The organism is Methylobacterium sp. 275MFSha3.1 (genome assembly GCF_900108435.1).
In the GTDB taxonomy this organism is placed as follows: Bacteria; Pseudomonadota; Alphaproteobacteria; order Rhizobiales; family Beijerinckiaceae; genus Methylobacterium.
The window spans coordinates 223525-241505 of the sequence record NZ_FNWP01000008.1; the positions used below are offsets into that span (position 1 = coordinate 223525).

The following is a 17981-nucleotide window of genomic DNA, read 5'->3' on the forward strand; positions in this document are numbered from 1 at the left end:
TCCGTGACCGGCGTTCCGTGACGATCTTGCCGTGCCGATGTCCCGCGCCCGGTCCGGAGCAGTCCCGGCCGCCCTCCTCGCGTCCCTCCTGAGTCAGGCCGTGTCCGCCGCGCCGACGGCAGTCGGCGGCGCGGTGCTGACCCCCGTGGCCGTGGCGGACCTGCCGGGCTTCCCCGGCGCGGGGGCTGAGGCGGCGCTCGACGCCTTCCGCCGCGTCTGCGCGGCCCCGCCGCCCGCCCTGCCCCAGCCCGACGGCGTCGCGGGAGATCCGGCCGCCCTCGCCGAGGCCTGCGCGGCCGCCGCCGGCCCCGTGCCCGACGCCGCCGCCTTCTTCCGCGAGCGGTTCGAGGCGTTCCGCGTCGCGCGGCCCGGCGCGGACCGGCCCGGCTTCCTGACCGGCTATTTCGAGCCGGAACTCACCGGCTCCCTGGAGCCCGGCCCGGATTTCCCGACGCCGGTCCTGGCCCGCCCCGACGACCTGATCTCCCTCGGCCCCGGCGAGAGCCGTCCGGGGCTCGACCCGGGCCTGCGCGCCGCCCGCGCCACCGCGGACGGCTTCGCCCCCTACCCCGACCGCGCCGCGATCGACGACGGCGCCCTCGGCGCGCGGGCGAAGCCGATCCTGTGGCTGCGCGACGCGGTCGACCTGCTGGTCCTGCAGGTCCAGGGTTCCGGGCGCGTCCGGCTGCCGGACGGGCGCGCGGTGCGGGTGCTCTACGACGGCCGCAACGGCCGCCCCTACACGGCGGTGGCCAAGCTGATCGTCCAGGAGGGCCACCTGCCCCTGGAGGGCCTGACGCTCGCCCGCTGGACCGGCTGGCTGCGCGCCCATCCCGAGACCGCCAAGCGCCTGATCCGCGCCAACGCCTCCTACATCTTCTTCCGCCTCGCTCCGGTCGCGGATCCGACCCTCGGGCCGCCGGGCGCCGCGAACGCCCCGCTCAGCCCGGGCCGGAGCCTAGCGGTGGATTCGACCCTCTGGCGCTACGGGCTGCCGTTCTGGCTCGCCGGCCCCCTCCCCGGCGCGACTCCAGGTGAGGCCGGGCGCCTCGTCATCGCCGCCGATACCGGCTCGGCGATCGTCGGCCCCGCCCGCGGCGACCTCTTCGTCGGTACCGGTGCGGAGTCCGGCGTGGCCGCCGGCAACCTCCGCGACGCGATCGGCTTCGTGGTCCTGCTGCCGCGCCGCGCGGCGGTGCCCGGAGCCGCGCCGTGAGGGCCCCGCGCCGCGGGCGCCGCCTCACCGCGGGAGAGACCCGCCTCTGGGACGCGATCGCCAAGCTGGTCACGCCGCTGCCGGGCCGCGCCGCCCCGGTGCCCGAGACACCTCCGCCGCCGGGCCCGACCGCCACCATGCCGGCCCTCTCGGCGCCGATCCTGAAGCCCAGCGCGCCGCCGGCCGCCAAGAGGCCGCGGGCGAAGCACCCGCCGAAGCCGGCCTCGGAGCCGGCGCGCCCGGCCACCGCCGCTCCCTACCAGGCGCCGCCCCAGCGGCACGCGCCGAGTGCCGGGCTGGAGCGGAACGCCAAGCTCGGCCTGCGCCGGGGGCGGCTCACGATCGAGGCGCGGATCGACCTGCACGGGATGGTGCAGGCCGAGGCGCATGCCGCGCTGACGGGCTTCCTGCTCCGCGCCCGGGCCGCCGGGCATTCCTACGTGCTGGTCGTCACCGGCAAGGGCGGCCCGGGCCACGCGGACGCCTTCTCCGAGCGGGGCGTCCTCCGCCGCAGCGTGCCGCACTGGCTGCGGGGGCCGGATCTGCGCGGCATCGTCCTCGGCTTCGAGGAGGCCGCCCGCCACCATGGCGGCGGCGGCGCCCTCTACGTCCGCCTGCGCCGCCGCTAGGACGGGCCTCGGCGCGGGACGCGCGGCAAACCGCGCCGGTTCCCCGCGGTTGCGGCCCGGACCGATCCCGCCGATATCCGGATCCGGCGCACGGGGCGCCGCGCACGGAGATGCCGCGAGAGCGATGCCGGAGCTTCCAGAGGTCGAGACCGTGCGGCGGGGATTGGCGCCCGCCCTGGTCGGCGCGCGGTTCAGCCGCGTCACCCTGCGCCGGCCCAACCTGCGCTTCCCGTTTCCCGAGCGCTTCGCCGCCCGCCTCGAGGGGCGAACCGTCACGGGCCTCGCGCGCCGGGCGAAGTACCTCACCGCCGCCCTCGACTCGGGCGAGACGCTGGTCATGCATCTCGGCATGAGCGGGCGGTTCGACGTGGCCCTGCCCGACGGCAGCAACCTGTCCCCGGGAGACTTCTACCTCGAGGGCGCCCAGGGCACGCCCCGGCACGACCACGTGGTCATGGCGATGAGCACCGGCGCCACGGTGACCTACAACGACGCCCGCCGCTTCGGCTTCATGGATCTGGTCCCGAGCGCGGAGCTCGCGGCCTGCCGCCACTTCGCCCGGATGGGCGTGGAGCCCCTCGACGGGCTGACCGGGGCTGTGATCGCGCAGCTCTTCCGCCACAAGCTCGCGCCGCTGAAGGCCGCCCTGCTCGATCAGCGCCTGATCGCGGGCCTCGGCAACATCTACGTGTGCGAGGCGCTGCACCGGGCGCGCCTGCATCCGGAGGCGCCGGCCGGGAGCCTCGCCCGGCCGGACGGGCGCCCGACGCCCAAGGCCAACGCCCTGGCCAAGGCAATCGTGCAGGTCCTCGAGGAGGCCGTGAAGGCCGGCGGCTCGACCCTGCGCGACTACGCCCACACGGACGGCAGCGCGGGCGCGTTCCAGCACGCCTTCCGGGTCTACGACCGGGTCGGCCTGCCCTGCAGCCGGCCCGGATGCGCCGGCGCGATCACCCGCATCGTGCAGGCGAACCGCTCGACCTTCTACTGCGCCACCTGCCAGCCCCCGGGCTGAGCGCGCCGATCGGCGCCTATCGCGCCGCGGAACGGCAATTTCGCCACAAACCCGACTAGGGTTACGCCCCTCGACGTGCGCACCCGGTTGCGGGCAGCCGATCCCGGCCCGCGACGCGTGACGGGTCGCGCGGGCCCAGACAGGATCCCGATGTTCTTCCGCCGCTCAAAGACGCCCGCGCCCGAGACCGCCGCGCAGGATCCGACGGACGAGCCCGCCCTGCCGCAGCGGCTGTCGCCGCGCTCGCCCGGCGAGGCGATCAAGCCGACCGTCGCGCCCCCGCCGCCGGAGAAGCCCGAGCGCGAGCGGAGCGGCCTCGTGGGCCTGATCAGCGGCGCCCTCACCTTCGCGGTGGTCATCGCCATCGCGGCGATGATCGGGATCACCCTGTTCCAGCGGCAGGTGCGCGAGCCGGGACCGCTCGCGGCCGACAAGGTCGTGGTCATCCCGACCCACAGCGGGACGGCCGAGATCGCCGAGACCCTGAAGCGCGAGGGCGTGATCGACCATACCGGCCTGTTCGAGTTCGCCGCCCGCTTCGGCGGCCGGCCGGCGCTGCGGGCCGGCGAGTACGTCTTCAAGGCGCACGCGAGCATCTCCGACGCGCTCGACACGATCGCCACGGGCCGGCAGGTCCAGCACGCCATCACCTTCCCGGAGGGCCTGACCTCCGAGCAGATCGTCACCCGCCTCAACGACAACGACGTGCTCGCCGGCGAGATCAACGAGATCCCCCCGGAAGGCTCACTCCTGCCGGACACCTACAAGTTCGAGCGCGGCGCCACCCGGCAGCAGATCGTCAACCTGATGAAGGCCAAGCAGCGCGAGGTCCTGAACCAGATCTGGCTGCGGCGCAGCGCCGACGTGCCGGTGCGGACCCCGGCCGAGATGGTGACCCTCGCCTCCATAGTCGAGAAGGAGACCGGCCGCGCCGACGAGCGGCCCCGGGTGGCCGGCGTCTTCATCAACCGCCTCAACAAGCGGATGAAGCTGCAATCCGACCCCACGATCGTCTACGGCCTCGTGGGCGGGCGCGGCACCCTCGGCCGCGGGATCCTGCGCTCCGAGATCGACCGGCCGACCCCCTACAACACCTACGTGATCGAGGGCCTGCCGCCGGGGCCGATCGCCAATCCCGGCCGCGCCGCCCTGGAGGCGGTGGCCAACCCGTCCCGGACCAAGGACCTGTATTTCGTCGCGGACGGCACCGGCGGCCACGCCTTCGCCGATTCCCTCGAGGCGCACCAGCGCAACGTCGCCCGCTGGCGGGCGGTCGAGAAGAGCCGGCAGGCGCCGCCGGACGCCGTCGACAAGGTGGAGCCGGGCCCGGATTCGACCACGCCGGGCCGCGCCTCGGCCTACGCGCCGGGCGGCGCCCCCGCGGGCAACGGGATCAACACCAACGCGGCCTTCGCCCTGGATACCGGCACGCCGGGCACGCGCGCCTTCGACGCCTCCGAGGGCACCCGCCTCGATCCCCTCAAGAACCGCAGCTACGATCTGGGCTCGCCCAAGACGGTCCCGACCCTGAGCGAACCGGCACCGGCGCCGCGGGGCCGCCGCTAGGCAGCGGCGCCGGTCCGCGCCGCCGGCTTCGGCGCCGTCGGGGTCGCCCTCAATGCGCCCGTGGGTTCCGCGGGCGCCGCGGCGCCTCTGGCGGCTCGCCCGACAGCGAGGCCGCGATCTGCCGTCCCAGCTCGTAGAGCAGCGCTTCGAGCAGCGGCTGCACCCGCGTCGCCTCGCCGGGCCCGAGATCGCCGACCAGCTCCCACAGGCGCATCGCGTAATCGGCCATCCGCTCGACGGCGGTCCCCGGCTCGGTCGGAGCCCCGAGAAAACCGACCGGCGGCTCGTACGGGCCGTCGACCCGGCTGTCGGTGATGTCGATCACGATGCCCCGGCCGTAGATGTGCCCGTCCGCGCGGCGCTCGAACCGGCCCCGCGCCAGGACCCAGCGCACGACGCCCGGCGCGGGCACGATGCGGTGCTCCCAGGCGAAGAGACCGCCCTCCTCGCGCACGCGACGGCGCTCGCTCTGGTCGCGGGCGAGGTCCTCCGGGTGGAAGAGCGCGGAGAGCTGCTCCCAGGTGATGCCGTCCGCCGCCTCGGCCTCGGTCAGGCCGAAGATCCGCGCCATCGTCGCGTCCCCGCGCACGCATCCCGTGTGCGGCGCATCCTCCCAGATGCCGACGCCCAGCGCGGACATCCCGAACGGCGTGAGCGCGGTCCTCCCCAATACTGATCGCGGCATGCGCCATCCGAGTTCATGTGCAGACGAGCGGGATTTCGAGCACACCTTCACTGCGGAATGCAACGTCGGTCGCGCGACACGAAAGTGAAAACGTGACCACCGCGACCGCGCGGGCGACGGCGGACGGGGCCCGCGTCGCGGGCGGGCGGCCCTACCGGTCCCAACAGCGTGCCGGGTGCCGCTCGACTGCACGGCGCCGCCCGAGATGGCCGGGCGCGCGGCGCGTCCGACGCGCGCCCGACGCGCCTCGCGACGCGGCGACGGCGGCGACCGGCCTCTTCCCACCGGAGTGATCCGTGCTACAGGCCCCGATCTTCACGGGGACGGGGGTCGGCGTGGCCCAGATCGCGAGCATGACCGGTTTCGCCCGGACGGCGGGCAGTGCCGGACCGGTGCACTGGGCCTGGGAGGTCCGCAGCGTCAACGGGCGCGGCCTCGACGTGCGCACCCGCGTGCCGGCCGGCTATGACGGGCTCGGCGAGACCGCGCGCACCGCGCTCCAGAAGACACTCACCCGCGGGCAGTGCCAGTTGACGCTGACCCTCACCAAGCCGGAGACGACCGCGCGGGTGCGGATCAACGAGACCCTCCTGGCGCGCCTCGCCCAGGCGGTGGCCCGGGTGCCGGTCCCCGAGGGCGTGGCCCCCGCCACGATGGACGGGCTGCTCGGCGTGCGCGGCGTGATCGAGGTCGAGGACGAGGCGGCCGACACCGACACCCTCGCCCGGGACCTGGCCGCGGGCGTGGTCCAGCTGGTCGCGGATCTCGTCGAGGCGCGCCGCGCCGAGGGGCGCCAGCTCGAGCAGGTCGTCACCGCTCAGGTCGACCGGATCGCCGCGCTGACCCAGGCGGCCGAGGAGAACCCGGCCCGCCAGCCCGAGGCCGTGCGGGCACGGCTGGAGGCGGCCGTCGCGGCCCTCGGCGGCAGCGGCCTCGACCCGGATCGCCTGCACCAAGAGGCGATGCTGCTCGCCGGCAAGGCAGATGTCCGCGAGGAGCTGGACCGGCTCCGCGCCCACGTGGCGAGCGCCCGGGACCTGCTGACGGCCGGTGGCGCGATCGGCCGGCGGCTGGACTTCCTGGCCCAGGAATTCGGCCGCGAGGCCAACACCCTGTGCGCCAAGGCCAACGATATCAGCCTGTCGCGGATCGGACTCGACCTGAAGGCCGTGGTCGAGCAGTTCCGCGAGCAGGTGCAGAACATCGAATGATGCCGGGCACGATGCTGGGCACGATGCCGGATCGGGACGTGAGGATACGGATGCGAAACGTCGGGGAGCCACGCGCATGACCGAGCCGGCCGGGAGCGTCTCCGACTCGATCGCGCGGCGCGGGTTGATCCTGATCCTCTCCTCGCCTTCGGGCGCGGGAAAGACCACCCTGACGCGGGCGATCGCGCAGGATCCGAGCTGGGCGCTCGACCTGTCGATCTCGGTGACCACGCGGGGGCGGCGCCCCTCGGAGATCGACGGGCGGCACTACCATTTCATCGATCGCGAGGCGTTCGACGACCTGCGCGAGCGCGACGATCTGCTCGAATGGGCCGAGGTGCACGGCAACTTCTACGGCACGCCCCGTCGGCCGGTGGAGAAGGTGCTGGGCTCCGGCCGGGACATGATCTTCGACATCGACTACCAGGGCACGCGGCAGGTGCGCTCCAAGCTCGCCCAGGACGTGGTGACGGTCTTCATCCTGCCGCCCAGCATGGCCGAGCTGCGCCAGCGCCTGGAGCGCCGGGCGGAGGATTCCGCCGAGACGATCGAGAAGCGTCTCGCCAACGCCCGGACCGAGATCCAGCGCTGGGTCGAGTACGACTACGTCATCGTCAACGACGACCTGCAGAACGCCTTCCGGGCCCTCCAGGGGATCCTGGCGGCCGAGCGTCTCCGGCGGGCGCGCCGCACCGGACTCGCCCCCTTCGTCGAGGGACTGCTGGCCGAGACGCCGTGATCCGGCCCTGGAGCGCTCTCCGCCGAAGTGGATACCGGTCGGGCGCAAGAGAGCGTGTCAAGACAAAGGCTTGGAGCTGTGCCCGATTGCAGCGCGATCGCGCACGGCTCTAGCGGCGGATCAGCACGACGCCGCCGATCAGGAGCGCGATCCCCAGGAGGCGTGGCAGGTCGACGGGCCGCTGCGCGAGGCCGAGCAGGCCGGCGTGGTCGAACAGCAATGAGGCGACCATCTGGCCCGTGACGAGGAGCGCGAAGAAGGTCGCGGCGCCGAGCTTCGGGACCAGCAGGATCGCGAGGCCGATGAACACCGCGCCGAACAGGCCGCCGCTCCAGGTCCACCACGGGATGCGCCCCGCCACGCCGACAGTCGGCACCGGGTCGCGCAGGGCGGCGGCGAGGAGCGCCATGCAGGCGAGCCCGACCGCGTAGCTGGAGACCCCGGCCCAGGACGCCGAGTCGAGGCCCGCGCGGAGATTCGCGTTCAGGATCTGCTGCAGGACGAGGCCGGCGCCCGCCAGCACGGCGAGCAGGGCGGAGAGCGCGAAGGCGAGCATTGCGGGACGGGCCTCGGGGTCGGGACGGCGGGCGGCATTGACAACCATCCCGGCCGATGCCGTCAAAGGCCGCGCTGACCCGCGTCCATGCAGTTTCGGCATGATGAACCCCGCACATCTCGACCTCTTCCGCGCCGTGATGCGCCACGGCGGCATGACGCGGGCCGCAGAGGTCCTGGGCATCGGGCAGCCCCATATCAGCCGCGCCATCGCGCAGCTGGAGGCAGCCCTCGGCTTCGCGCTGTTCGTGCGCGGGCACGGCAACGCGTTCCCGACCCCGGAGGGCGAAGCCTTCGCCCAGGAGGTCGCGCAGACCTACGCGGGCCTCGATCACCTGCAGCAGGCCGCGCGCCGGATCCGCGAGCGCGGCACCGGCGGATTGCGCGTCGCCTGCCAGCCCTCCCTGGCCGCCGGATTGCTGCCGCGCGCCATTCGCCGCCTCGACGCGGAATGCCCGGATCTGCGCATCTCGGTCCACGTCCCCAGCCCCGACACGATCTGGTCGTGGACCGCCTCAGGCCAGTGTGACCTCGGCCTCGCCCGGCCGCGCTCCGGCCATGCCGGGGTGAGCGCCGAGCCGTTCCTGCGGGTCGCGGCCGTGTGCGCGCTGCCCCGCGGGCACGCCCTGGCCCGCCGGCGCGTCGTCACGGCGGCGGATCTCGCCGGGGTGCCGCTGATCGCGGCCGGGTCGAGCCCCGTGCAGGCGGCCACCGAGGCGGCCTTCGCGAGCGCCGGCGCGACGCCGCGCTTCGCCCTGATGGCCGAGTACACGGCGGCCCGCTGCGGCCTCGTCGCCGAGGGACTCGGCGCCGCCATCGTCGATCCGGTCCCGGCACGGGCGCTCGGCGGGCTGCCCATCGTGCTGCGGCCGTTCCGGCCCGAGATTCCCATCGAGACGCTGCTGCTCCGGCCGGCGGGCCGGCCACCGGGGCGGCTCGTCGAGCGGCTGATGCTCCATCTGGCGGCGGAGCGCGACGCCCTCGGCGCCGCCTGAGCGGCTCAGGCGGCGGCCGGCAGCTCCGGGACCGGGCAGAGCCACGCGCGCATCGCCGCGAAGGTCGACACGGCCGCGCCGGTGAGCGCGGCCTCCGCGGCCGGGTCGTCGCCGAACGCGTCCAGGCGCGTGCGGAAGGCGGCCCACATCGCCCCCGCGGCGGGCCCGTGCGCCCGGTAATAGGCGAGCCCCGCGTCGGAGAAGCCGTGCAGGCCGGCGATGTGGCGGCCGATCAGCTGCCCGCCGAGGGTCGATCCCTCCAGCACGTAGAGCGCGCCCGTGGCGGCGGCCGGCCCGCGGAGAACCGGAGCGGCCGGTCTCGGGAGCGCCGCGACCGCGCCGGGCTGGAGGCCGAGATGGACGAGGTCGGCCGCGAGGAGCGCGAGTCGGCGGCGCGGCGCCAGGAACGGCTCGTCGGCGAGCCCGGACCCGATGGCCGATTCCCAGACTGCGTGGAAGCCGTAGAGGCGTCCCAGCAGCTCCCGGTAGCCGCCGAGCGTCGCCACCCGCGCCTGCCAGTCGAGGGACGCCTCCAGAGCCCGGTGGGCCGGATCGGTCGCGGCGCGCAGCCGCGCGTGCAGGCCGTCGCGGGATCTCACGCGGTGATCGTGAAGCAGGCGCCGGGAGTGTTGGCGACGGTGAGCTTGGCGTTGATCTGGTCGAGCATCGCCCGGATCAGCTTCATGCCCAGGCCGGAGCCCTTGCTCCGCGCCTTGGCGTCCGCCCAGTCGTCGGGCAGGCCGGCCCCGTCGTCGCAGACGCGCAGCTGGATCTCGCCGGGGCCGGAGGCCGAGACTCTGACCTCGACGCGGCCGATGCCCGCCGGGTTGGCCGCGTATTTGAAGGCGTTGGTGACGAGTTCCGTGGCGATCAGCGAGAGCGCCACGGCCTTGCGGTAGGGCACCATCAGGCCGGGCTCCGCCGACAGGTCGACCGCGTGCCCGTCGCCGGCCAGCCCCGCGAGGTCGTTGCACAGGCTCTCGATGGTCTGGCCGAGATCGACCTCGTCGAACCGATCCGCCTGGTACAGGCTGTCGTGCACCCGCGCGACGCTCATCACCCGCGCGGAGGTGTCGGCGAAGGCCTGCCGGGCCTCGCCGTCGGCGATCTGGCGCCGCTGCATCTGCAGGAAGGCCGAGACGATCTGCAGGGAGTTCTTGACCCGGTGGTCGATCTCCCGCGTGAGCAGGTCCTTCTGCTCGAGCAGACGCTCCTTCTCGGCGAGCAGGCCGGTGAGCTCGTCGATCTTGCGCCGCTGGCGCAGCACCACGCCCTCGACCGCCTCGGCCAGGGAGCCGGCGAGCTGGACCTGCCATTCCGCGAACGGCGCGGCGAAGCCGGTGCGCTCCTCGACCCAGCGCTCGAACGAGCGGCGGGGCAGCACCGCCACGGGACCGCTTCCGGCAAGCACGGGCTTGCGCGGGTCGCCACCCCACGTGACCGTGCTGGGCACCTCGGGCCGGAACCACACCAGCAGGTTCTCGCGCGAATCGTCCACGAAGGCCGCGAGCAGGCCGCTGGCGATCTCGCGATGCGGCCCGGCCTCCGGAAAGTCGGCGCCGAAGCTGTCGCTGCTGTAGACGACCTCGCCCTCCGGCACGCGCGCCCGCAGCCAGCTGGCGATCGCCGCCACCGTCTCGGCCGGCGGCGTCCGGCCGATCAGCGTGACCCGCTCGCCCGAGACGATGCCGGCGCCGGTGGCGCTGAACAGGTCGAGCAGCGTCGTCGTCCCGGCCGTCAGGGCGGCCACGAAATCGTCGGATCGCGTCAGGCCGCGCACGAGGCGCCCCTCGACGTCGAGATGCGCCTGCCGCTCGGCCCAGAGGCGGCGCGACTCGATCTCCTGCACCCGCATGGCGAAGGCGTCCGTGAGCACCGTGGCGGCCGCGCGCGTCTCCGGCGTGACGTAGTGCGGGCGGCGGTGGTGGCCGATCATCAGGCCCCACAGCCGTCCCTCGACCATGATCGAGATCGACATGGACCCGTTCACGCCGAGGTTGCGCTGGTACTCCAGGTGGATCGGCGAGAGCGTGCGGTGCTGGGCGAAAGTCAGGTCGATCGGGCCGTTGCCGGCGCCAGGGGCCGAGACCAGCCCGACCGGGACGCTGTCACGGTCGATGACGAAGCGGCTCTTGGCCTTGGTGTAGAGGGCCCGGGCCTGGGCGGGAATGTCGGAGGCGGGGAAACGCAGGCCCAGCAGGCTGCGCGACCAGCCCGGCACCTTGTCCTCGGCCACGGCCTCGCCGTTCCAGTCCGGGTCGAAGCGGTAGACCAGCACGGCCTCGAAGCCGGTCAGGGCCCGGATCTCGAGAGCCGCGATCCGGGCGGCCTCGGCCAGGGTCGCGGCCTCGCGCAGGCGACCGACGGCCAGCTCGGTATCGACCTGACTTGCCGTGGCGAAATCGTCGGCCGAATCCGGCTCCAGCTCCATCTCGACGATGACGCGGCCGGCATGGGCGTGGACGACGGCGTGATAGGCGCCGCGATCCGGGAAGGTCAGGGTCCGGCGCATGGAGGCGCCATCCTCGAGAGTCCCGCTCGCCAGCCGCGCGCGGATCGCCGCGACGACCTCCGCCGGAAGCACGTCCGCCAGGGGCCGGCCCGCCAGCGGCGGCTCGATCGGGTCGATGATCTCGCCGACATTGGCCGAGTAGGCCGCGACCAGGAGGGTTCCGGCATCGGCCGCGAGCATCACGGCGTTGGGCTGGATCGAGCCCGGGATGTGGATCGGCTCGCGCTCGCAGAGGCTGGCATCCACCGGCTCGGCGCGCACCCGCCGGCCGATCGCCGCCATCACGGCCTCGCGCGACAGGTCGGCGCCGAGGCTCTCGACGGGATCGATGGTCAGCCACGTCACCGGGCGCGTGCCGCCGATCTGGCCGTGTCGCATGTGGATCCGAGCCCGGAGCGGCTGCGGTAGCCGGCCGAAGACGTAGTCGAAGGTCTCGTCCAGGGCGCCGCGGCGCGCACCCGCGAGGAACCGGCCGCGGAAGCTCGGCACGTTGGTGCCCGGCATCACGTCGCGGAAATAGTCGCGCCCGAGGACGGCCTCGCGCGACAGCCCGGAGATCGCGCTCGCGCCCTCGCTGAAGGCCACGACGGTGCCGGCCGCATCGAGCCCGATCACGCCCTGGTCTAGGCGGTCGAGCGCGTCCGGCGCGATGACGTCGAGATCGACGTCCGTATCGGGGGCCTGGCTGGGCGGCATCAGGAGCGAAACCGGCTCATTCAGACCGGTATGGCGACCGAAATGGCCGAGCGCAATGCTAGTGATGTCAGCAAGATCAACGCCTCAGCTCCTCTGTATGATCTTAGACATAATACTGATAAGCCCTTCTTCAACCGTAGGATGGTACACCGGGCGATCATGCACGGCCTGGGCCGTCTGCTTGTCGGCGACGGCGTACGTGAGCAGGTGTGCGAGGTGTTCCACGGCCGGCCCGAGCATCTCGCCCCCGAGCAGTCGCCCGGACCGATCGGCCCAGATCCGCATGCCGCCGCGGTTCAGTCCCTCCACGCGGGCGCGCCCCTGGTCGGAGAAATCCAGGGCGCCGACGATCCGTCGATCGTCCTCCGGGTCGTAGGGCGCGCCGATCACCGCCGCCTGGGGATGGGTGAAGACCATCGCGAGGCTCGTCCACGGCTCCGGCGTCGCGACTGGGCGACCCGCCACGAGGGCGGCCGCGTTGGCGCCCGCGATCGTGCCCTGGCGGCTCGCCTCGTGCAGCACCGGTCGCCAGCCGTCGACGTCGCCGGCGATCAGGATCGGTGCCCCGGCGCAGACGAGGCTGCGCCGGTCGAAGTCCGGCACGCCCGTCTCGCCGATTCGAAGGCCGGTCGCCTCCAGCCCGAGGGGCTCCAGGTTCGGAGAACGGCCGGTGGCGGCCAGCACCCGCGCCGCCCGCGTGACCTGGTCGCGACCGTGGCGGTCGACCCAGCCGAGACGCACGCCGTCGCTGTCAGCAACGGCGTCCCGAACCTCGGCACCGAGGTGAAGATCCATCTCCGAACCGAAGATCGCGGCGGCCTGCCGGGCGAGATCGGGCTCGGTCAGGCCGGCGACGGTGTCGCCCGCGTCGATGACCGTGACGGCGACGCCGAGCCGGGCCATGGCCTGGGCGATCTCGATCCCGACGGCACCGGCCCCGAGAACGGCCAGCGAGGCCGGGAGATCGGGGATCTCGAAGAGCGTGTCGGTGGTGAGGACGTCCGCGCCGAGGCCCCGCAGGGGCTCCGGGACGATCGGGCTCGAGCCCGTGGCGATGACCGCGGCCCGGAAGCGGATCCGGATCGCGTCGTCGATCAGCAGGGTGCGGTCGCTCTCGAACCGCGCCGTGCCGCCGAGGCGCTCGTCTTCGGGGAGATCGTCGAGACCTTCGAGGACGCTGCCGACGAACCGGTCGCGCTCCGCGCGGAGGCGCCGCAGCACGGCGGGCCCGTCCACCGCGACGTCCGGAACCCGGATGCCGAACAGGTCGGCGGTGCGGGCCGCGTGGGCGGCGGTGCCCGCGGCAATCAGGAGTTTCGAGGGCATGCAGCCGACCCGCGCGCAGGTCGTGCCGCCGGGCCCGCGCTCGATCAGGACCGACCGCGCCCCCGCCGCCGTCGCGGCGCGATGGGCCGCGATTCCGGCGGTCCCGGCACCGATCACCGCCACGTCGTAGTCGAGTTCACGCATCAGCATTCCGGACCGTCCGCCGGGGCCAAAGCGTCACGGCTCAGGTTCGTTCCGCCTGCGCGCTCTCGTCTCAGCCCGGCCTGGACCGGCCGGGGCTCCGCGCGCTCCGGCGGCGCGGAGCCGGCGTGTCAGGCGCTGCGGCCAGGGGCCGTGCCGCCGAGGTGGAACACCCGGTGCGGGACCAGCTCGCCGCGCTCCACGTCGCCCACGGCGACCAGGATCCCGGCGCAGGTCGCGAAGGCCTTGCCCTCCACCGGGGCGTCGCGGCCCCGCAGGATGACCGACTGCCCCCGCATCAGGCGCAGGCCCAGATCGCGCGACACCGCGACCTCCGGGATGGCGTCGAGGGCCGTCTCCACCGGTCGCAGGTAGGCGAGGGCCGCCTCGGGGCTGCCGTCGGTCAGGGCCGAGACCGGGCAGGCCTCGGCTTCCGAGAAGGGGCCGACGCGGGTCCGGCGCAGGGCGGCCACGTGGCCGTAGCAGCCGAGCATCCGGCCGAGATCGCGGGCCAGGGCCCGCACGTAGGTGCCCTTGCCGCACTCGGCCTCGATCACGGTCCGCTCGCCGTCGTGCTCGACGATTGCGAGCCGGTCGATCTGCACCGGCCGGGCGACCAGCTCCACGGTCTCGCCCTCGCGGGCGAGGTCGTAGGCGCGCTCGCCCTGAATCTTGATGGCCGAGTAGCGCGGCGGCACCTGCTCGATCGCGCCCACGAAGGCCGGCAGCGCCGCCTCGACCGCCGCCCGGTCCGGGCGGGCGTCGCTCGTCGCGACGGGACGCCCCTCGGCATCGTCGGTGTCGGTCTCGATGCCCCACTGGACGGTGAACCGGTAGGCCTTGCGGCCGTCCATCACGAACGGGACGGTCTTGGTCGCCTCGCCGAGGGCGATCGGCAGGATGCCGGAGGCCAGCGGGTCGAGGGTGCCGGCGTGGCCGGCCTTCTTGGCGTTGAAGGCGCGCTTCACCACCGCGACCGCGTGGGTCGAGGTCATGCCGACATGCTTGTCGAGGATCACCCAGCCCGAGACGTCCCGGCGCTTCGGCCGGTCCGGACGCGGCCCGCGCTGCGGTCGGCGCCCCTCCGGCCCGCGGCGCTCAGCGCTCGGCGGGGGAGCCTGGCGCTCGGCCGGCGGAAAATCTTCCATGGAAACCGTCATGTCCGCGTGTCCCCCGGGGTCGATGCCCCGTCCCTTTCTGCTTGGTATCGGGACTCAATGCCCCGTCCCGGTCTCCGGTTCGTCGTCCTCGGGCCCGGACTCGAGGTCCCGCTGGACCCGCTCGTCCCGCAGCAGCCGGTCGATGCGCGCGGCCTCGTCGAAGGTCTCGTCCCGCCGGAACCGCAGTTCCGGCGCGAATTTCAGGTTCACCCGCCGGGCCACCTCCTGGCGCAGCACCTTCCGGTGGCGCTCCAGGGCGGCGATCACCGGCGCCTCGTCGAGGCCGCCGAGCGGCATCACGTAGGCCGTGGCGAGCTTCAGGTCCGGCGACATCCGCACCTCCGGCACGGTCACGACATGCGTGCCGAGCACCGGATCCTGGATATCGCCGCGCTGGAGCACCTCGGCCAGCGCGTGGCGCACGAGTTCGGCCACGCGCTGCTGGCGCTGCGAGGGGCCGGTGGAGGTCGGTTTCTGGGCCATTCTGTCTCGGGCCGGCCCGCCGGAGCGGACGGCGCACGTCCTGAAAAAAGAAAAGACGGCCGCGGCAGGTGCCGCGGCCGCCCTGTCCGGATGAGTCCGGAGCGTCAGAGGGTGCGGCGGATCTCCTCGACCCGGTAGCACTCGATCACGTCGCCCGCGCGCATGTTCTCGAAGTTCTCGAAGGCCATGCCGCACTCCTGACCGGAGGTGACTTCCTTCGCGTCGTCCTTGAAGCGCTTGAGCGTCTTGAGCTTGCCCTCGTGGATCACGACGCTGTCGCGGATGAGGCGGACATGCGCGCCGCGCTCCACGATGCCGTCGGTGACGCGGCAACCCGCGACCTTGCCGACCTTGGAGACCTCGAAGACCTCCTGGATCGTCGCCTCGCCCAGGCGCTCCTCGCGGAGCGTCGGCGGCAGCATCCCCGACAGCGTGGCTTTGATGTCGTCCACGAGGTCGTAGATGATGTTGTAGTAGCGGATCTCGATGCCCGCCCGCTCGGCGGCCTCGCGGGCCTCCTTGTGGGCGCGCACGTTGAAGCCGATGACGACGGCCTTCGACGCCTGCGCCAGGGTGATGTCCGACTCGGTGATGCCGCCGACGCCGGCCAGGAGGATGCGGGCCGCGACCTCGTCGTTGCCGAGCTTCTCCAGGGCGCCCGAGATCGCCTCGACCGAGCCCTGCACGTCACCCTTGATGACGACCGGCAGCTCCTTGCGGCCGGCGCCTTCCTTGAGGTCGCGCATCATGTCGACCAGCGAGCGGTTGGCACCGCCGGTCCGCGCGTTCTGGCGCTCCCGCTTCTGACGGGCGCGGTACTCGGTGACCTCGCGGGCGCGGGCCTCGTTCGGCACCACGATCACGCGGTCGCCGGCATCCGGCGTGCCGTTGAAGCCCAGCACCTCCACCGGCACCGACGGCCCGGCGTACTGCACGTTCTCGCCGAGATCGTCGATCAGGGCGCGCACGCGGCCCCACTCGGCGCCCGCGACGACGATGTCGCCGGTGAACAGGGTGCCGCGCTGGACCAGGACCGTGGCCACGGGGCCGCGGCCGCGGTCGAGCTGGGCCTCGATGACCGTGCCCTCGCCGTCGCGCTTCTCGTTCGCGCGCAGGTTCATGATCTCGGCCTGGATCTGGATGCCCTCCAGGAGCTGCGGCAGGCCGGCGCCGGTCTTGGCCGAGACCTCGAACTCGAGGGTCTCACCGCCCATCGACTCGACCTGGATGTCGTGCTGCAGCAGCTCCGTGCGGACCCGCTCCGGCTTGGCGTCCGGCTTGTCGATCTTGTTGACCGCGATGATCATCGGGACACCGGCCGCCTTGGCGTGCTGGATGGCCTCGATGGTCTGGGGCATGACGCCGTCATCGGCCGCCACCACGATCACCACGATATCGGTGACCTTGGCGCCGCGGGCGCGCATCGACGTGAACGCCGCGTGGCCCGGGGTGTCGATGAAGGTGATCATGTCGCCGGAGGGCGACGCGACCTGATAGGCGCCGATGTGCTGGGTGATGCCGCCGGCCTCGCCCTCGACCACGTTCTCCTTGCGGATCGCGTCGAGCAGCGACGTCTTGCCGTGGTCGACGTGGCCCATGATGGTGACCACCGGCGGACGGGGATCGAGATCCTCCTCCAGATCCGGCTCGTCGGAGGAGAGGCCCTCCTCGACGTCGGACTCGGCGACGCGGCGCACCGTGTGGCCGAGTTCCTCGGCGATGAGCTGGGCGGTGTCCGAGTCGATCACGTCGGTGATCTTGTGGATCTGGCCCTGCTTCATCAGCAGACGGATCACGTCCACGGCCCGCTCCGACATGCGGTTGGCGAGTTCCTGGATGGTGATCGTCTCGGGGATCGTCACCTCGCGGGACAGCTTCTCCTTCTGCTCCACGTGGCCGCGGCCGCTCATGCGCTGCTGGCGGCGGCGGAACGAGGCGACCGAGCGCGTGCGCTCGTCCTCGCCCGAGGTCGCGTTGGCGATGGTCAGGCGGCCGCGGTTGCGGTCGCCGCCCGGGGATTTCGGGGTCTTCGGCGGCGCGATGATCTTGAGCGGCATGCCGGGACGGCGGATTACCCGCTTGGTCTCGGACTCGTCCTCGTTGGTCTGGGCACCGCGACCGGCGGGGCGCGCCGCGGCCCCCGCGCCGGCGGGACGCGCGGCGGTCGCCGGCGTCGCGCTCTTCTCGGGCTCGGGCGCCGGAGCCGGACGGGCCATGAAGTTGAGGTCGCGCGGCTTGCGCGAGTCGGCCGTGATGGTCTTGCGCGGCTCGCCCGTGGAGGGGCGCGGCGTCAGCGGCGGGCGCGGAGCGGCCGGAGCCGCCGCGGAGGCCGCCGGGCGCGCGGCGGCCGGACGGGCCGCCTCGGGCTGACGGGCCGGCGCTGCCGCGGGGCGCGCCGGCGCCGCGGCGGCGGGACGGGCAGCGGCCGGCTGGGCCGGCGCCTCGGCCGGACGGGCCGGTGTCGCGGCGGGGGCGTCGGCCGCGGGTGCGGGTGCGGGGGCGGCGGCCTGAGCCTCGGCGGCCTTGGCAGCGTCAGCCGCCGCCGCAGCGGCGGCCGCAGCCGCGGCCTTCCGCTCCTCGTCCTCGCGACGGCGGGCCTCGGCGGCCTCGCGCTCGCGGCGGGCCTGCTCCTCGGCCTCGCGACGGCGCGCCTCGGCCTCGGCCTCCACCTTGCGGCGGGCCTCGGCCTCGCGGCGCTGCGCGTCGGCGAGGGCGGCGGCGCGGGCCGCACTCTCCTGCTCGCTCAGGGTGCGCAGGACGACCCCCGAAGCGGCGCGCTGCGCCGGACGCGGGGCCGGCGCCGTCGGCGCGGGGGCCGCCGGGCGTGGGGCCGGCGCGGGTTCACGGGCAGGGGCGGCCGGCGCCGCACCGATGACGCGGCGCTTCACCGTCTCGACCACGACCTGCTTGGAGCGGCCATGGGAGAAGCTCTGACGCACGGTGCCCGCCTCGATCGGCCGCTTGAGGCCGAGCGGCTTCGGGGAAGTCCGGTTCAGAGTCTTGTCGCCCGGGTTGTTCGTATCGCTCATTCAGCCTGAACCCTGAGGGTTTC

15 protein-coding genes are annotated in these 17981 nt (G+C 73.8%); 7 read left to right on the forward strand and 8 right to left on the reverse strand.

Annotation, left to right across the window (positions count from 1 at the left end; translation table 11 throughout):
- Positions 1–37 precede the first annotated feature (37 nt).
- The 4 genes from BLW78_RS11805 (at position 38) to mltG (ending at position 4426) form a co-directional block, all read left to right on the forward strand.
- Positions 38–1216 (forward strand): murein transglycosylase A, encoded by a 1179-nt coding sequence (locus BLW78_RS11805; protein ID WP_170855144.1) that lies wholly within the window; start codon positions 38–40, stop codon positions 1214–1216.
- Entirely contained in the window at positions 1213–1845 is a 633-nt protein-coding gene (locus tag BLW78_RS11810) for a Smr/MutS family protein (RefSeq protein WP_091679695.1), read from the forward strand. The genes BLW78_RS11805 and BLW78_RS11810 overlap by 4 nt, the downstream gene beginning before the upstream one ends.
- A 124-nt stretch (positions 1846–1969) precedes the next feature.
- The gene (gene mutM / locus BLW78_RS11815; protein ID WP_091679698.1) at positions 1970–2860 is read left to right on the forward strand and encodes a bifunctional DNA-formamidopyrimidine glycosylase/DNA-(apurinic or apyrimidinic site) lyase; all 891 of its coding nucleotides are present in this window, start codon (positions 1970–1972) and stop codon (positions 2858–2860) included.
- 150 nt (positions 2861–3010) lie between these two features.
- Positions 3011–4426, forward strand: a complete 1416-nt coding sequence (gene mltG, locus BLW78_RS11820; protein WP_020092705.1) for an endolytic transglycosylase MltG — start codon at positions 3011–3013, stop codon at positions 4424–4426.
- A gap of 49 nt (positions 4427–4475) precedes the next feature.
- Here mltG and BLW78_RS11825 read toward each other — a convergent pair whose 3' ends face one another.
- On the reverse strand, positions 4476–5111 hold the full coding sequence (locus BLW78_RS11825; protein WP_244526920.1) for a PAS domain-containing protein: 636 nt from the start codon (positions 5109–5111) through the stop codon (positions 4476–4478).
- Positions 5112–5464: 353 nt separating this feature from the next.
- On the opposite strand from BLW78_RS11825, the gene BLW78_RS11830 reads away from it, so the two are divergent.
- On the forward strand, positions 5465–6322 hold the full coding sequence (locus BLW78_RS11830; protein WP_091679788.1) for a YicC/YloC family endoribonuclease: 858 nt from the start codon (positions 5465–5467) through the stop codon (positions 6320–6322).
- Between the two features lie 76 nt (positions 6323–6398).
- Entirely contained in the window at positions 6399–7061 is a 663-nt protein-coding gene (gmk, locus tag BLW78_RS11835) for a guanylate kinase (RefSeq protein WP_056525786.1), read from the forward strand.
- A gap of 109 nt (positions 7062–7170) precedes the next feature.
- On the opposite strand, the gene BLW78_RS11840 is transcribed toward gmk, so the two are convergent.
- Positions 7171–7617 (reverse strand): DMT family transporter, encoded by a 447-nt coding sequence (locus tag BLW78_RS11840; RefSeq protein WP_091679703.1) that lies wholly within the window; start codon positions 7615–7617, stop codon positions 7171–7173.
- A 100-nt stretch (positions 7618–7717) separates the two neighbouring features.
- Here BLW78_RS11840 and BLW78_RS11845 point away from each other — a divergent pair, with 100 nt between their 5' ends.
- Complete coding sequence (locus BLW78_RS11845; RefSeq protein ID WP_091679706.1) at positions 7718–8611, forward strand: LysR family transcriptional regulator; 894 nt, start codon at positions 7718–7720, stop codon at positions 8609–8611.
- A 5-nt stretch (positions 8612–8616) separates the two neighbouring features.
- Here the strand turns inward: BLW78_RS11845 and BLW78_RS11850 are convergent, their stop codons facing one another.
- From BLW78_RS11850 to infB, 6 genes are all read right to left on the reverse strand, one after another.
- On the reverse strand, positions 8617–9210 hold the full coding sequence (locus tag BLW78_RS11850; protein WP_091679708.1) for a biliverdin-producing heme oxygenase: 594 nt from the start codon (positions 9208–9210) through the stop codon (positions 8617–8619).
- On the reverse strand, positions 9207–11819 hold the full coding sequence (locus tag BLW78_RS11855) for a histidine kinase dimerization/phosphoacceptor domain -containing protein (protein WP_091679711.1): 2613 nt from the start codon (positions 11817–11819) through the stop codon (positions 9207–9209). The genes BLW78_RS11850 and BLW78_RS11855 overlap by 4 nt, the downstream gene beginning before the upstream one ends.
- Positions 11820–11903: 84 nt before the next feature.
- Entirely contained in the window at positions 11904–13289 is a 1386-nt protein-coding gene (locus tag BLW78_RS11860; RefSeq protein ID WP_091679790.1) for a dihydrolipoyl dehydrogenase, read from the reverse strand.
- 128 nt (positions 13290–13417) lie between these two features.
- On the reverse strand, positions 13418–14434 hold the full coding sequence (truB, locus tag BLW78_RS11865; protein ID WP_056525771.1) for a tRNA pseudouridine(55) synthase TruB: 1017 nt from the start codon (positions 14432–14434) through the stop codon (positions 13418–13420).
- A 66-nt stretch (positions 14435–14500) separates the two neighbouring features.
- The gene (gene rbfA / locus BLW78_RS11870; protein ID WP_020092715.1) at positions 14501–14929 is read right to left on the reverse strand and encodes a 30S ribosome-binding factor RbfA; all 429 of its coding nucleotides are present in this window, start codon (positions 14927–14929) and stop codon (positions 14501–14503) included.
- Between the two features lie 104 nt (positions 14930–15033).
- Positions 15034–17958, reverse strand: coding sequence for a translation initiation factor IF-2 (gene infB, locus BLW78_RS11875; RefSeq protein WP_091679715.1), 2925 nt, complete (start codon positions 17956–17958; stop codon positions 15034–15036).
- Positions 17959–17981 lie beyond the last annotated feature (23 nt).